Origin of the sequence: Nocardia inohanensis NBRC 100128 (assembly GCF_001612945.1) — a bacterium.
Classification (GTDB): Bacteria; Actinomycetota; Actinomycetes; order Mycobacteriales; family Mycobacteriaceae; genus Nocardia; species Nocardia inohanensis.
Window position 1 is genome coordinate 13,799 of the sequence record NZ_BDBK01000012.1, and the last position, 14,969, is coordinate 28,767.

The window sequence follows — 14,969 nt, forward strand, 5'->3', positions numbered from 1 at the left end:
AACAGCGGGGTCAGGTGGGGAACAGCGGGCTGGACCACTTGCTGCACAGCCACTTGCCGTCGACGTAATCCATCGACATTGAGATGCTCTGGTGCTCGGTGGTGTCGGCCTTGCCGCTGGTCGAATTGATCACGGTGATATCGGCGGACAGCTCGTAGTGGGTGGTATTGCCCGAGGTGATGGCGCATTTCGGATCGGTGCCGCGACTGTGTTCGGAATCGGCTTCCAGCAGCAGCCGGATGGCGGGCAGCAGGGACTGCGCCTGGGTCTTCCAGGTACCGGTGGCGCCGGCCTCGACCTTGGCCTGCCAGCCGGTGCCGTCGTTGTAGTCGTAGGTGGTCATGAGCAGGCCGTACTCGCAAGCCGCCTTGATGGCGGCGTCGCGGGACGGATCGTTGGCGGCCACGCCGGAGGCACCGCCGGTGAGGGTGAAATGCAGTGCGCCCGAGCCGTATCCGATGCCGGCCGCGCCGGCCAGCACGGCGGCGACGACAGCGGCGGCCACGAGCAGGCGTTTGCGGCCGCGGCGTCGGGGCGGCGGGCTGGGCTGAGTGGGGTGGCCGAGCTGTGTCGGAATATCCGATTGGGTGGTGGGGCCGGGCCGCGGGACCGAACCGGGTCCGGTCGTCGTTCGCACCGGCGTCGCGGCCGGCCGCTGGGTGAGGTCCCGCCACGCTGCTCCGGTAGGCGTAGCGCCCAGCGCCTGTGCGGCGGCGGCCGCCAGCTCACCGCAGCTGTTGTATCGGCCGTCCGGATGCTTGGCCAGCGCTCGGGCGATGACCTGATCGAAAGCCGTTGGGACGCCCGGCTTCCGGATGCTGGGGCGCGGAATCTCACCGTGCAGATGCCCGGCCACCAATTGCGCCGTGGTCTGGCCCGGATAGGGCAGTTCGCCGGTGAGCATGTGGAAGAGCGTGCAACCCAGGGCATATACGTCGGCGCGCTGATCGGTATCGGACCGGAGCTCGAACTGCTCGGGCGAGGCGTACTGGAAGCTCGCGTACATCTCGCCGGTGCGGGTGAGCGCGCTGGTGTGATCCAGCGCCTTGGCGATGCCGAAGTCCGCCAGGAACACTCGCTGCTCCGGACCCCAGGCGAGCAGGATATTGGCGGGCTTCACATCCCGGTGCAGCACTCCCGCGCGGTGGGCGTGGTCGAGCGCCTTCGCCGTCTCGCCGATGATCCGCACCGCGTGATCGGGCCGCAGCGCGCCCTGCGCCAGCACCTCCGCCACATCGGTGCCCTCGACGTACTGCATGGCCATCCACAGCCGATGCTCGTCATTGCCGCGCGCGTAGACCGCCACGATATTCGGATGCGACAGCCGGGCCGCGGTATCGGCTTCGCGCAGGAACCGGGCCCGCACCTCGGGATCGTCGGCCTTGCCCGGCGCGAGCAGTTTCAATGCCACCGGTCGCGGCAGATCGCGGTCGCGAGCCAGGTACACCTCGCCCATGCCGCCGACCCCGAGCAGCCGTTCCACGAGATAGCCCGCGAATGCCTGCCCCCGCTCGAGTGTCCGCCCCAAGACCGCACTTCCTCCGATTACTTCCCTATCCCGCTCACCGTAGCCCAGATTCGGCGGCGCCGTGCGGCCGGTCGTTAGCCCCGCGATAACCCGCCCAGCTGCGCGGATTGGCATACACTTGCGCTGCAAGGGCGTTCGGGTCGCGATCGAGGCTCGAGCGTGGCTGACCGACCCGGGGGTGAGGGTGTTGGCACGACCGGTGCGGGTGTACATGACCGGGTCGGAGTGGTTCGGAGCGGCTCCGGGGGGCCTGAACAGATACTTTACGGACCTGCACGCGGCATTGGCCGCGAGCGGGGAAATCGAGGTCGCCGCAAAGGCTTTCGGGGTCGCACCCGACGGCGGCGGTAGTTGGGGGCCGACCGGCGGCTCGACCCTGGATCGGGCGCGCACCGCGTTCCTGGATCGCGCGCAGCTGCGCCCGGGAACGGTGTTGGATCGGCATTTCTGCCTGTACGGTCCCGCGCCCCTGGGACGACATCCCTTGGTGGTGCATTTTCACGGGCCGTGGGCGGGCGAGAGCCGGCTGGCGGGCGAGAGTGCGCGCGCGGTGCGCGCGAAGTACCTGGTGGAGCGGTTGCGGTACCTGCGCGCCGATCGATTCATTGTGCTGTCCCAGCACTTTCGGCGCTTGCTGATCGAGGAGTACCGGGTGCCCGAACGGAAGGTCCGGGTGATCGCGCCGGGGGTGGACCTGGAGCGCTTCCCCTCCCCCGAACCCGCGACCGAGAACGGCGTGGTGCTGTGTGTGCGCCGGCTGGAACGGCGGATGGGCATCGATGTGCTGATCCGGGCCTGGGCCACGGTACGGGCCGCGCATCCGCATGCCCGGCTGGTGATCGTCGGAACCGGTACGGCCGAACCGGAATTGCGGGCGCTGGCGCGCGGGGACGATTCGATCGTCTTCACCGGAGCCGTGAGCGATGAGCAGCTCACCGAGCTGTATGTGCGCTCGGAGCTGACCGTGGTGCCGTCGCTGGCATTGGAGGGATTCGGCCTGATCGCACTCGAATCGCTGGCGGCGGGCCGCGCCCCGATCGTCTCCGACTGCGGCGGATTGCCCGATTCGGTAAGGGAATTGGATGCCTCGCTGATCGTTCCGCCCGGTGATGCCGACGCGCTGGCCGCCCGGCTCGATGCCGGACTGGCAGGCACTCGCCCCGGTGCGAAACAGTGCCGCGCGCACGCCGAGACCTTCTCGTGGGCGACCGCCGCGCGCCGGCATCACGAGGTCTACGCGGAGCTCGCCGGCGGAGGACGGGTATGAAGGCGGTTTTCCTGGCGCACACGGCGGCTCCGTCGGGGGCGGAACTGGCCACCTTGCGCCTGGTGTCGGCCATGCCCGCCGGGAGCGCGGCGGTGGTGTACACCGAGGACGGGCCGATGCTGCGGCGAATGTCCGAACGCGGCATCGAAACCCATTCGGTCACCAGCGGTTTCGACTCGCGCGCGATGACCATCGACAAGGCCGGGATACGCAGCCTGGTCACCGGATGCGTGAACCTGATCCGGCTCGGCTGGCGGCTGGGCGAGACCGTGCGCGAGCTGGACGGCACCGTGGTGGTGGCGGGCAGCTCCAAGGCGCTGCTCATGGGCGCGGTCGCGGCGCGCCGGGCGCGCGTTCCGCTGATCTGGCATGTGCACGACCGCATTTCGGCCGATTACTTCGGCCGCGGGCTCGCGTTCGCGCTGCGACTGCTGGGCTGGGTCGTCGCGCACGGCTACATCGCCAACAGCAAAGGCACGCTGGCCTCGCTGCACACGCGGGGGCGGCGCACGCTGGTGGCCTATCCGGGCGTCGAGTTCCCCGACCACGCGGGATTCCGCTGCGGCGACTCGATCGCGGAGCTACACCGCGGCGATGGAAACAGCAGCGCCACAGCCGATTCCGAACCGGGGCGGATCGACGAGCCGCAGCGCCCCGCCGCCGAGACGGTCATCGCCGTGGTCGGGCGGCTGGCGCCCTGGAAGGGCCAGGACGTGTTCCTGCGGGCGCTCGCCGACGTCCGGATCCAGCCGCGCACGGTCTACCTCGTCGGCGGCACCTTCTTCGATGAGGAGCCGTACCGCGCCGAGCTCGAAATGCACGCCACCGCTTTGAATCTGCCGGTCGTCTTCACCGGGCACGTCGAAGACCCGCAGTCCTACCTGAGCTACGCCGACATCCTGGTGCACTGCTCGGTGCTGCCCGAACCCTTCGGCCAGGTGGTGGTGGAGGGCATGCACGCCGGCTGCGCGGTGATCGCCACCCGTCCCGGCGGTCCGGAGGAGATCGTCGATCCCGGCGTGAACGGCCTGCTGGTGCGAGCGGGCGACCGCGCCCAGCTGACCCACGCCCTCGACACCCTCATCGCCGATCAGGAACTGCGCACGAAACTCGCCGACGCCGCCCGCGCCCGCGCCCGCGACTTCGACGTCGCCGAATCGGCCCGCACCGTCACCGCCTTCCTGGGCGGCCTGCCCGGAAGACGGTGACCCCGTGGACGATCCCACCGAACGCCTACCCCGCTACGATCCCCCCACCACTCCTCTGCGCACCATCGGCCGCCTGCGCCAGCGCCGGGTGATGCGCCGCGGCCTCGCCCCCGCCGACCCGCACGCCGAGGCATTCGAACCCGACCGGCCGGATCGCGCCGCCGCTCCGGCACACCCCGATTCCGGGGCAAATCCCTCCGATTTCGACGGCCACAACACCGCGTACTTCGCGGCACCGAATACCAGTCCCATGGGCTTCCCTGCCGTAGCACCCGAAACCAGCTGGCCGGTCTATCCGGACACCGATACCGCGCCGCCGAAAACCGAGCGGTCGCCCCGGATACCGCCGGAAGCATCCCCATCGCGCCGCAGCGCACCGCCGTCGAACACACCTCCCCCGCAAGGTGACTCGGATGCCGCCGTCGCGCGTGAGAGGCACGCGGCACGGTTGGAATCCGCCACACCCGTACAGCTGCGCGACCGCACCGGCGCCTATGCGCCGTCGGCCGAGAATCCCGAGGCCCCAACGGTTCCACTGGAGCACGGGCGGCACCGCAAACCGGTCGAGCAGCGAATGGGCGGGCTCGGGGGGATTCTGCGGGATATCGCGTTGGTGACATTCGGGAAGTACGGGCAGTACGTCATCACGTTGGTGACGGTGCCTTTGCTGGCCCGGACGTTGGGGCCGCACGGGACCGGGTTGCTGGCCATCGGGATGTCGTCGTATTTCATCGGGTCGTTGCTGGTGGATCTGGGGATCACCCAGTTCCTGGCGGCGCGGGTGCACGAGGCGGATCACGGCCGGGCGGAGATCAATCGGCTGCGCGGGACGTACCTCGCCATTAGGTCGGCCACGGTCGCGCTGATCGGTGCGCTGCTGCTGGGGAGCCTTGTCATCGGGGTGCCGCCGCCGTTGCACATGGTGCTGCTCGGGTTGTTCGCGGGCGGGTTCTGGTCGGTGTCGGAGGACTGGCTGCTGATCGGGCAGGGGCGGTTCGGGTCGTCCACGGGGTATCAGGGCGTGGGGCGGATCGTGTATCTGGTGCTGCTGGTCGTGCTGCTGCCGCACTTTCCGACGGCCACCACGGCGGTACTGTGCCTGCTGATTTCTTCGGTGCCCACCGTCGCGCTGACCTGGTGGGATTCCGTGCGCAACTACGGCCCGCCGGCCAGGCCGTACGGCGTCAAGGTGATGATGCGAATGGCCGCACCGGTTTTCACCTCGCGTCTGCTGGTCACGGGGTACGGGCAGGGGTCGGCGGCCATCTACGGGGCGGTGCTGGATGCGGCCTCGCTGGGGTTGTACTCGGCGGGTGACCGGCTGGTACGGGCGATCCAATCCAGTTTGGATCCCATCGGATTCGCGCTGCTGCCCCGGATGGCCAAACGCCGCACGCACGATCACTTCTGGCGCAATTCGATTCAGGCCCTGGTGGCGGTCGTGGCGGTGGCGAGCCTGGCCACGGCGAGCGTCTGGGTGGTGGCGCCGATGCTGATCCATCTCATCTACAGCGACGATTTCGACGGCGCGATCGCACTGCTGCGGCTGGAGGTGCTCATCCTGCCCGCCACCACCGTCACCTCGTACGTGACGACCGCGATCCTGCCGGTCAAGAACGATACCGTCGGCGTGCTCGTCGGCGCGATCATCGGCACCTGCATCGCGGCGGCCGCGCTGGCGTACGCCGTTCGCACCCAATCGGTCTGGACGCTCGTCTATGGGACCGTTTCGGCCGAAATCGGGGTCGCGCTGTGGTACATCATCCGAGTGCGGTGGCTCATCGTCCGGGAGCGGGCGGTGCGCAGTGGGGCGTCCGGATCCGGTCCGGCCACCGTGCTCATGGGCAAGGGGGACTTGGCATGAGGATATTGTTCGTCGGCGACGACTGGGTGGGCAGTAACGCGCGCTCGCTCGCCGACGGCTTCCGGCAGGCGGGGCACGAGGTGGTGGTCGTCGACACCACGGCGGTCACGCTACCCGCGCGGCTGTCGCCGCCGTGGGTGTACTCGAAGTTCGCGCATCGGCGCGCGCCGTGGGATGTCACCGCGCTGCACGACGAGATCGAGCGCGCCGCGGCGGATTTCGCGCCGGATGTGCTGTTCGCCTTCAAATCGGTGCACCTGGATCAGCAGCGGCTACTCAGCACACCGGCCGGTCTGCGCGTGCATTACAGCCCCGACGATGTGTCGAATCCGTACAACACCTCGCCGGACTACCTCGCCCACGAATCGGCCTGGGACCTCATCGTCACCACCAAATGGCACAACGTCGCCGAACTCGCGGCCCGCGGGGCCCGGCACGTGAAATTCGTTCGCAGCGCATACGATCCGGCCTGGCACCACCTCACGGCCCGGCGCGGCGCACGGCGCTTCCTGCTCGGTTTCATCGGCGCGGTCCGCCCCGACCGCCGCGATCTGCTCATCGCCCTGGCCCGGGAATACCAGGGCGACATGCTCTTACGCGGCCCCGGGTGGCGGCGGGTGCGACCGCTCTGGAACACCGGCGCCGAGATCGGCGGCGCGGTCTACGGCGAGCACTTCTCCGCCGCGGTCGCCGCCACCACCGCCAACCTGGTGCTGCTGAACTCCGACAATCGCGACACCCACACCTGCCGCACCTTCGAAGTCCCCGCCGCCGGCGGCCTTTTCGTGGGCGAGCGCACCGATGAGCACGCCGAGCTGTTGCAGGACGGATCCGAATGCTTCCTGTTCTCCGGGCCCGCCGAACTGCGCGAGATCCTCGACCGCTGCCGCCGCCATCCGGAGCAGGCGGCCAAGGTCGCCGAGGCCGGATATCACCGCATCACCGGCGGCGCACACCGCTATGTGGACCGGGCCCGCGAGATCGTCGACGCACTGGAATGACCGGCGACACTCCGGTACGCGACACGGACGCGCCACGGGGTAACGACCGGGCGGCGCGGGCGGACATACGGGTGAGGGAGGACACGTGATGGCCCCTGCGCAAACCGAAGTGGCGCTCGTCGCCGCCGCATTGGCGACCATCGTGGTCTCGGCGATGTATCTGCCCGGCGTGGCCCGGGTGTTCCTGATCGCACAGACCGCGCACTGGTCGCTGTCGTATGTGGCGCGACCGGTGGTGCTGCTGTGGGTGAAACCCGAACCGCACTTCGGGGACAATGTCCCGGATCCGCGGCTGTACCAGTTCGGGTACGACGACGGCATCGCCATGGTGATGCAGCCGGTGGTGTTCGGGCTGTGGGTGTACGCCGGACTGGTAATGGCCTACGCGGTGTGGACGCGAGCCCGTGCGGCGCGACCGGTCGGTACCGAAATCGCCCCGCGCATACCGCATTTCGCGGGCGACCCCACCTTCGCCGCCACCCTGATCGCGCTCTACGGCGTCGGCACGCTGGGCCGGCTCGCCGCCGTCGCCACCGGCAGCGTCGGCAAGGCCGGCGAACTCGAGAGCCCCAACCCGCTGATCAACCTGATCACCATTCTGGCCACCCTCGGCTCGGTCGGCTTGATCGTGTTCTACCGCAACGACAATGCCCGCTTGACCGCCCTGATGCTGGCCGCACTCACCTGCGGCGAACTGCTGTGGACCGCCACCGTGCAATCCAAGACGCCGGTCATGGGCGCGGCGCTGGCCATCGCGGTGCGCTTCGCCATGCTGGGCTGGACCCGGGTCAAGGTGGTCGGCGTCTTCGCCATCACCGGGCTGGCCATCGGCGGCTTCGGCTGGCTGCAATCGCTCAAGACCGACTCGGCCGCCAAAGCCGAAGCGGCACAGGTGGATGCGCAGTACCCGACCGTGGTGCACCCGTTCCTGAGCCTGCTGCGCCGCTTCGACCTGCTCGAAGCCGCCACCGACGCCGCCTTCGCCGGGCCGAGCTCCTGGCTGACGCCGGGCGAGGTCGCCACCCACGCCGCGCAGAGCCTGGTTCCGACCCAGCTGCTCGGCGCGGAGAAGTTCCGGTCCGGTGCCGCCTGGGCCGAACAGGTGCGCGGCGGCTCGGTGGACATGTCGACGGTGTCGGTATCGCTGGCCGAGGGCAATATCAACGAAGGCTATGTGCTGGGCGGGTATTTCGGGGTGGCCGTGGGGGTGACCGTCACCTTCGCGCTGCTGCTGGTGTGGATCCACTCGCTCTACGCCCGCTGGTTCCCGCTGCCCATCTTCGGCCTGGCCCTCATCGAGGTGCCGGTGCTGTTCGAGCGCGGCGTCCTGGGCACCGTCGAGACGCTCGGCAAATACCTCCAGGCCGCGGTGCTGGCCTGGATGGCCTATCTCATTGTCGGGGAATACCGCAGACGGGTGGACGAACTGGTGCGGGCGCCGATTCCCATCGGCGCCGGATCGACGGCATCCGGGAAAACGAGGACAGCGCAATGGGTTTGATCGACTACTGGCGGCTGCTGCGGCGGCGCTGGCTGATCGTGGTGATCGGCGTGGTGGTCTGTGTCGCGGCGGCCGCCGGGTACGCGAGCACGCTGCCGACCACGTATACGGCCTCCAGTTCGGTGTACGTCTCGATGGCCACCGGCACCTCCGTCAACGACTCCTATCAGGGCGGGCTGGCCGCACAGCAGCGGGTGCGCTCGTACGTGGACCTGGTCACCAGCGTCACCGTGGCCACCTATGTGAAAAATCAGCTGGGACTGACCGTTTCGGCCGATGATCTGCGCAGCCGGATCACCGCCGTCTCGCCGCCGGCCACCACCATCATCGTGGTGTCGGTCAAGGATTCCACCGCGAACGGGGCGCGCATGCTCACCGACGAAGTGGTGTCGCAGTTCCGGGCGCTGGTCTCCAAACTGGAGGTCATCCAATCCGATGCCGCGCCCGCCGCGCGCGCCGAGGTGATCGACAAGGCGCAGACGCCGAGTCAGCCGAGCGGACCGCAGAAGACGCGGTATTACGTGCTGGGCCTGCTGGCCGGGTTGGTGCTGGGCTTGGGTGCGGCCCTGGTGCGGGACAAACTCGACAAGCGGTTGCGCACCTCGATGGATGTGGAAGCCGTTGTGCCGGTGCCGATCCTGGGCATCATCGACGAAGGGCGGCCCGGGGCGGCGGGCGAACTGCGGCGGCTGCGCACCCGGCTCACCGCTGACCCGGACCGCACCACCGTGCTGTTCAGCTCGCTCGGCACCCGTTCGGAACCGGATGTGGCGATCGGGCTGGCGCGTACCTTCGCCGACACCGGCGCGAAGGTGGTGCTGGTGGACGCCGACACCACCGGGCACGGGTCCAGCCGCGCCGTCCCGGCCCGGACCGGGCTCTCGGAATTGTTGCGCACCAACGGTTCTCCGTTCGACGCGGTGGCGAGCTGGCCGGAGGCGGGGATCAGCCTCCTGCCGCTGGGCGGGCCCGACTTCCGCACCCCGGACATGCTCGGCTCCGAACGCTTCGCCGCCATCATGTCCAAGCTGCGCGGCGAATTCGACTACATCATCGTGGAGGCCGCGCCGGTGACGACGGCGGCCGACGCCATCGCGCTGGCCCGCCAGTGCGATGCCGCGGTCGGAGTGATCGAACTCGGCGGCACCACCTCCAATCAGGTGCGCGGGGCGCTCGCCACCTTCGGGGCGGACGACAAGCGGCTCATCGGGGTCGTGGTGTTCTCGCGGCCGCCCGGCGGGCTGCGCGAAATCGCGCGCAAGCCACTCGATCTGGTGAAGCGGTGACCGGATCGAGCGGGGGGCTCGAGGACGAACAGGTACGGCGGCGGCGACTGCTGGCCACCGGCTTGGGGGCGGCCGCGGTACTGCCTCTCGCCGCCGCGTGCGGTTCGGCCGATTCGGGCGGGACCGAATTCCACTCGCCGCACGTCAGCGATCAGCCGTCGGCGCGGAATGTGAAGGACTTCGGGGCCGTCGGCGACGGGCGCACCGACGACAGTGCGGCCTTCGCCGCGGCGGTGGCCGTGGGCGACAAGCCGCTGGTGCTCTACATCCCGGCGGGACAGTACCTGCTGAAATCCTTTCCGGCACTGCCCGATTACGCCTCGGTGCTCGGCGACGGCGGGGACGTCACCACGCTTTACTACGAGGGCGACGGGACGCTCATCGAATTGCAACGCAAGCAGCGGGTTCGCTTCTCCCGCTTGGGTTTCTACCTCACCGGCGCCAAAGCCACGGCCGTGCGGCTGTCGGAGTGCTTCCGCTGCACCTTCGACGCGGTGGTGCTGCGCGGGAATCATGTGAGCGAGAACGCGCCGAAGTACGCGGCACAGCGCGGGTTGGTCATGGACCGGAACACCGGCGGGACCGCGGTCCTCAACTGCGATATCAACAACTTCGGGTACGGGATCGTCACCTCGTGCATCCAGAACTACGTGACCTCCTCCAAGCTGACCAACAACCTGGTCGGAGTGCTGGGCACCGGCGGCGACCACAATGCCGGATTGGCGCTCACCAACGTCGAATTCGTCTCCGACTCCGATCCGCGCACCACCGAGAAGCACATCACCATCGACGGTGCGGCCAATGACTGGTGGCTGACCAATGTGTGGTTCGAAGGGGCTGATACGGCGCTGTCCGTCGGGTCACCCAGCGGCGGGCCCGCACAATTCGGCATGGTCAACTGCAAGGTGGCGGCGCGCAAGGTGTGCCTGGACCTGATCTATTGCCGGCAGCCGTATCTGGCGAACGTGCAGTTCGATCCGGATCTGAACGCACCGCCCATCGAAGTACGCATCGACGAGAAGGGCGTACCGGAGGGCACCGCGGTCAATCTCATCTCCGGCAATTACGAGGATGTGGATCCGCGCGCGTTCCCCGAAGGCTGGCATGTGATCGGGCGCGGACGGGTGCACGGGGCCCGCTTCTCCGGCACCATGGTCGCGCAGGCGGGGCGGATGGACACCGACATCGTGCAGGCGCAGGACCGCGACGGCGGCGTGCTCTCGGCCGTATTGTCCAGCGGCGCATTTCTATCCGATCGGAGCGAGGGGGGAATCGTGCTACGCGATCAAGCGGGAACCTACTGGCGGCTGTCGGTCGGCACCGACGGAGCGGTGAAGACCTCGTCGCTGGGCAAGCAGCGGCCCACCGCGTGAGCGCCGGACTCGGACGGGTGCGGCTGGGACCGGTACGGCTGCACGGCAGCGTCCTCGTGCTGCGCCCGCCGCGCTTCGCCGACTACGCGCAGTGGCGGCGGCTGCGGTTGCGCGACCGGGCGCTGATCGAACCGTTCTGGCACAGTTCACCGCTGGACTGGCACCGGCGGCACACCGAAAAATACTGGGTGCGTGAGTGTCTGGAGGCGGCCACCAATGCCCGGGCCGGGCGGCGGCTGGCCACCGTGATCGAGATCGACGGTCGGTTCGCCGGGCAGGTGGAGATCGGGAGTATCGATCCGGTCGCGCGGCAGGGTGAGATGGGGATCTGGATCGACGCCGAAATGGCGCGGCACGGGTTCGGCGGGCTGGCGGCCGCCATGATCCTGGACTTCGGCTTCGATGTGCTGGGCCTGGAGCGGATCATCGCGCCGATCTCGCCGGAGAATACGGCGGCGGCGCACGGGGCGGCGCAGATCGGATACCGGTGCGAGGCTCGGATGGCCATGCATTTCCATGTCGGGGGCAAACGGTCCGATCATGATCTGTGGGCCATGACGCGGGCCGAGATACCGCCGAAAGGATTCACCGACACCTGGATCGAACGGGTGCTGGAGCGGCGCAGTGCGGTGCTGCCGGCGGTCTTGCCCACGGTGGATCGAACACCGCGTGCGGCAACGGTTCTGGTGGTTTCGGCCCGCTATCGGGTAGCGCAGGCATGGCGGAGGATCGAGCGGCTGATCCCGGCCCGGCCGCTGTCGCTGCCGCTGCCGGAGCGGCCCGGTGCGGTGCTGCGCAGTCCGCGGCCCGGCGATATCGTGCACGGGTGGCGGCGACGCCGTAACGTGGGGGCCGGGGCATCCGGTGGCGGATGGCGTGAATTCGCCCGCAGCACAACGGGTCTCCGCTCAGCGCAGGGCCTGCTTCTGGTCGTCGACGTGGACGGCCGCGCGGTCGGCCGGGCCCGGCTGTTCGATATCGACCTGTTCGACGGCAATGCCCGGATACACATCCGGCTCGACCCCGCCCACACCGACGACGATGTGCGCCTGGCGGCCACCCGCGCACTGCTGAACCACGCGTTCGACGGTGCCGGACTGTACCGGGTGACCACGGAGATCGAATCCGGGGACACCGCAACGGCCGCGGTCGCCGCGCGAGCGGGACTGCACAAGGAGGGCGTCATGCGCGGCTACATCGGACCCGGCGGGCGGCGCGCCGACCACGAACTGTGGGCCATCACGGCGAGCGGGAGCGAACATGCGTGACTTCAGCCGCAGCAATGCGATTCAGGAGCGGCTGCACGAACTGGTGCCAGGCGGGGCGCACACCTATGCGCGCGGGGCCGACCAGTACCCCGACGCGATGGCGCCGGTCCTGGTCCGCGGGGCCGGAGCCCGGGTGTGGGACGCCGACGGCAATTGGTATGTCGAATACGGGATGGGATTGCGGTCGGTCACCCTCGGGCACGGGTACCCGCCGGTGGTGACGGCGGTCGCGCGGACCATCGCCGACGGGGTGAACTTCTCCCGCCCCACCGAGCTGGAAATGCTTGCGGCCCAGGACTTCCTGTCGATCGTGCCGGGCGCGGAGATGGTGAAGTTCGCCAAGAACGGCTCCGATACCACCACCGCCGCGGTGAAGCTGGCGCGGGCGGTCACCGGCCGCGAGCAGGTGGCGGTATGCGATCAGCCGTTCTTTTCCACCGACGACTGGTTCATCGGCACCACGCAGATGGACGCCGGGATTCCCGCCGTGGGGACGGTGCGCTTCCGGTATAACTCGCTCGAATCGGTCGCGGAGGTGCTGGCGTCCGGGACCATCGCGTGCGTAATCCTCGAACAGGCGACCGCGCTGGCCGAACCCGCCCCCGGCTTCCTGGAAGGCGTTCGGGCGCTGTGTGATCGGCACGGTGCGCTGCTCGTCTTCGACGAGATGATCACCGGATTCCGCTGGGCGCTCGGCGGCGCGCAATCGATCTACGGCGTAGTGCCGGACCTGTCCTGCTGGGGCAAGGCCATGGGCAACGGCTTCCCCATCTCCGCGCTCGCCGGCAAACGCGAATACATGGAACTGGGCGGGCTGCGCACCGATGCCGACCGCGTCTTCCTGCTCTCCACCACCCACGGCCCGGAAACCGGTGCGCTGGCGGCCTTCCGCGCCGTCGTCGACGCCTATCGCACCACCGACCCCGTCAGCCGCATGGAGGCCGCCGGCATCCGCCTGTCCACCGGGGTCGCCGCCATCACCGCCGACCTCGGCATCGGCGAGCACCTGCAAGTCCTGGGCCGCCCCTCCTGCCTCGTGTACGCCACCCGCGACCCCGCGGGCGAACCCTCCCAGCCCTTCCGCACCCTCTTCCTCCAAGAACTCCTCGACCGCGGCGTCCTCGGCCAGTCCTTCGTCACCTCCGCCGCCCACACCGACGCCGATATCGACCACACCCTCGAAGCGGTCCGCGAAGCCGCCGCCGTCTATCGCAAAGCCCTGGAACAGGGTTCGGTCGACGGCCTCCTCAACGGCCGCCCCGTAGCCCCCGCACTCCGCCGCCACGCCGCCCCCCGCCGCGCTTGACCGTGCGGCACCCCGGACAACCCACAGGACGACCATGACGACCCCACGAATCGCGATCGTGCACGAGCGCCTCACCGAATACGGCGGCTCGGAGGCCGTGGTGGCCGAGTTCATGAAGACCTGGCCCGGCGCGCCGGTCTTCGCCCCGATCGCCGAAGAGGATTGCGTCCGAACGCTCCTGACCGCGGCGGGGCGACAGCGAAACGGGCCGAGCGCGCCCACCTCCCCCCGAACCGATAGCGGGCCCGTCCACTCGGCCGGCTTCGGAGGCGACCCGGTCTCCGGCCCGGTGGCGGCTACCGGCCCTGCGTCGCGCGCCGGCTCAGCGGCGACCGATGAACGCGAATTCGGCGGTACGGCATTCGATTCCGCCGTCGCGCACGGTGTGTACGACACCTGGCTGTCGCGCGTGCACGTGAGCGCCGGTCGCCGATCGCATGCGCCGTTGCTGCCGTTCGTGCCGCGAGCGCTGCGGGGGTTGCCGCTTGCGGACGGGTACGACGCGGTGGTTGTCAGCCATCACGCGTTCGCGGCACAGGCGGCGCTGGCGACCTCGGCGCCGGTCATCGCCTATGTGCACAGTCCGGCGCGGTGGGCGTGGGACAAGGGGTTTCGACGGCAGGAGGGTGGCGGGCCGGCGGGGCAGGCGGCGTTGATCGGATTGGGGGCGTTGGCGCGGCGGAGTGAGCTGCGGGCCGCGCCCCGGCTGAAGCATGTCATCGCGAATTCCCAGGCGGTCGCGGCGCGGGTGCGGGAGTGGTGGGGGTTGCCCGCGTCTGTGGTCAATCCGCCGGTGCGGGTGGAGCGGTTCGCGCCGGACCCATCGGTGCCACGGGAGGACTTCTTTCTGGTGGCCGGGCGGCTCGTGCCCTACAAGCGGCCGGATCTGGCGATTCGCGCGGCGCGGCGGGCCGGGGTGCGGTTGATCGTGCTGGGGGACGGGCGGTTCCGGGGACAGCTCGAGGCCATCGCGGGGCCGGAGACGACGTTTCTCGGGGCGGCCTCCGACGAGGTGCTGCTCGATATGTATCGCCGGTGCCGGGCGCTGCTCATGCCCGGTGTGGAGGATTTCGGGATCGTGCCGGTCGAGGCCATGGCGTGCGGGACGCCGGTGCTCGCCGTGGGCGAAGGCGGGGCACTCGACACCGTGGTGCCCGGATTGTCCGGAGCGCATATCGAATACGGCTCGGACGAACAGGTCATCGCCGGGTTCGCCCGCGCGCTACGGGATTTCGACCCCGCCGCGTACAGTCCGGACGCCATTCGTGCGCACGCGTGCACCTTCGCTCCGGAGGCTTTCCGCAGTCGGATTGCGGACATTGTGTCGCGAAACATCCGCTGACCGACTATTCATGGAATCCGAAGGG

General features: G+C 69.4%; 11 protein-coding genes. 10 read left to right on the plus strand and 1 reads right to left on the minus strand.

Going from position 1 to position 14,969, the window contains the following annotated elements; all coding sequences use genetic code 11:
• Positions 1-10: 10 nt before the first annotated feature.
• On the minus strand, positions 11-1,528 hold the full coding sequence (locus NI1_RS22685; protein WP_067824462.1) for a serine/threonine-protein kinase: 1,518 nt from the start codon (positions 1,526-1,528) through the stop codon (positions 11-13).
• A gap of 211 nt (positions 1,529-1,739) precedes the next feature.
• Here NI1_RS22685 and NI1_RS22690 point away from each other — a divergent pair, with 211 nt between their 5' ends.
• From NI1_RS22690 to NI1_RS22735, 10 genes are all read left to right on the plus strand, one after another.
• Complete coding sequence (locus tag NI1_RS22690; protein WP_067825229.1) at positions 1,740-2,795, plus strand: glycosyltransferase family 4 protein; 1,056 nt, start codon at positions 1,740-1,742, stop codon at positions 2,793-2,795.
• Entirely contained in the window at positions 2,792-4,003 is a 1,212-nt protein-coding gene (locus NI1_RS22695) for a glycosyltransferase family 4 protein (RefSeq protein ID WP_067824464.1), read from the plus strand. Before NI1_RS22690 ends, NI1_RS22695 begins: the two co-directional genes overlap by 4 nt.
• Before the next feature lie 574 nt (positions 4,004-4,577).
• Positions 4,578-5,867, plus strand: coding sequence for a lipopolysaccharide biosynthesis protein (locus NI1_RS22700; protein ID WP_067825231.1), 1,290 nt, complete (start codon positions 4,578-4,580; stop codon positions 5,865-5,867).
• Positions 5,864-6,868, plus strand: a complete 1,005-nt coding sequence (locus tag NI1_RS22705; RefSeq protein ID WP_067824466.1) for a CgeB family protein — start codon at positions 5,864-5,866, stop codon at positions 6,866-6,868. The genes NI1_RS22700 and NI1_RS22705 overlap by 4 nt, the downstream gene beginning before the upstream one ends.
• Positions 6,869-6,956: 88 nt before the next feature.
• Complete coding sequence (locus NI1_RS22710; RefSeq protein WP_157535275.1) at positions 6,957-8,369, plus strand: hypothetical protein; 1,413 nt, start codon at positions 6,957-6,959, stop codon at positions 8,367-8,369.
• Positions 8,360-9,655: a tyrosine-protein kinase domain-containing protein gene (locus NI1_RS22715; protein ID WP_067824470.1), complete on the plus strand. Its 1,296-nt coding sequence runs from the start codon at positions 8,360-8,362 to the stop codon at positions 9,653-9,655. The genes NI1_RS22710 and NI1_RS22715 overlap by 10 nt, the downstream gene beginning before the upstream one ends.
• Complete coding sequence (locus tag NI1_RS22720; protein WP_067824475.1) at positions 9,652-11,028, plus strand: glycosyl hydrolase family 28-related protein; 1,377 nt, start codon at positions 9,652-9,654, stop codon at positions 11,026-11,028. Before NI1_RS22715 ends, NI1_RS22720 begins: the two co-directional genes overlap by 4 nt.
• The gene (locus NI1_RS22725) at positions 11,025-12,296 is read left to right on the plus strand and encodes a GNAT family N-acetyltransferase (protein WP_067824476.1); all 1,272 of its coding nucleotides are present in this window, start codon (positions 11,025-11,027) and stop codon (positions 12,294-12,296) included. Before NI1_RS22720 ends, NI1_RS22725 begins: the two co-directional genes overlap by 4 nt.
• The gene (locus tag NI1_RS22730; RefSeq protein WP_067824477.1) at positions 12,289-13,602 is read left to right on the plus strand and encodes a glutamate-1-semialdehyde 2,1-aminomutase; all 1,314 of its coding nucleotides are present in this window, start codon (positions 12,289-12,291) and stop codon (positions 13,600-13,602) included. The genes NI1_RS22725 and NI1_RS22730 overlap by 8 nt, the downstream gene beginning before the upstream one ends.
• Before the next feature lie 34 nt (positions 13,603-13,636).
• Entirely contained in the window at positions 13,637-14,944 is a 1,308-nt protein-coding gene (locus NI1_RS22735) for a glycosyltransferase (protein ID WP_245663367.1), read from the plus strand.
• Positions 14,945-14,969: the final 25 nt, after the last annotated feature.

Bases quoted from the DNA above. Each gene is read 5' to 3' on its own strand.
- NI1_RS22690 (WP_067825229.1), top strand. From the start codon at position 1,740: ATGACCGGGTCGGAGTGGTTCGGAGCGGCTCCGGGGGGCCTGAACAGA.
- NI1_RS22695 (WP_067824464.1), top strand. From the start codon at position 2,792: ATGAAGGCGGTTTTCCTGGCGCACACGGCGGCTCCGTCGGGGGCGGAA.
- NI1_RS22700 (WP_067825231.1), top strand. From the start codon at position 4,578: ATGGGCGGGCTCGGGGGGATTCTGCGGGATATCGCGTTGGTGACATTC.
- NI1_RS22705 (WP_067824466.1), top strand. From the start codon at position 5,864: ATGAGGATATTGTTCGTCGGCGACGACTGGGTGGGCAGTAACGCGCGC.
- NI1_RS22710 (WP_157535275.1), top strand. From the start codon at position 6,957: ATGGCCCCTGCGCAAACCGAAGTGGCGCTCGTCGCCGCCGCATTGGCG.
- NI1_RS22715 (WP_067824470.1), top strand. From the start codon at position 8,360: ATGGGTTTGATCGACTACTGGCGGCTGCTGCGGCGGCGCTGGCTGATC.
- NI1_RS22730 (WP_067824477.1), top strand. From the start codon at position 12,289: ATGCGTGACTTCAGCCGCAGCAATGCGATTCAGGAGCGGCTGCACGAA.
- NI1_RS22735 (WP_245663367.1), top strand. From the start codon at position 13,637: ATGACGACCCCACGAATCGCGATCGTGCACGAGCGCCTCACCGAATAC.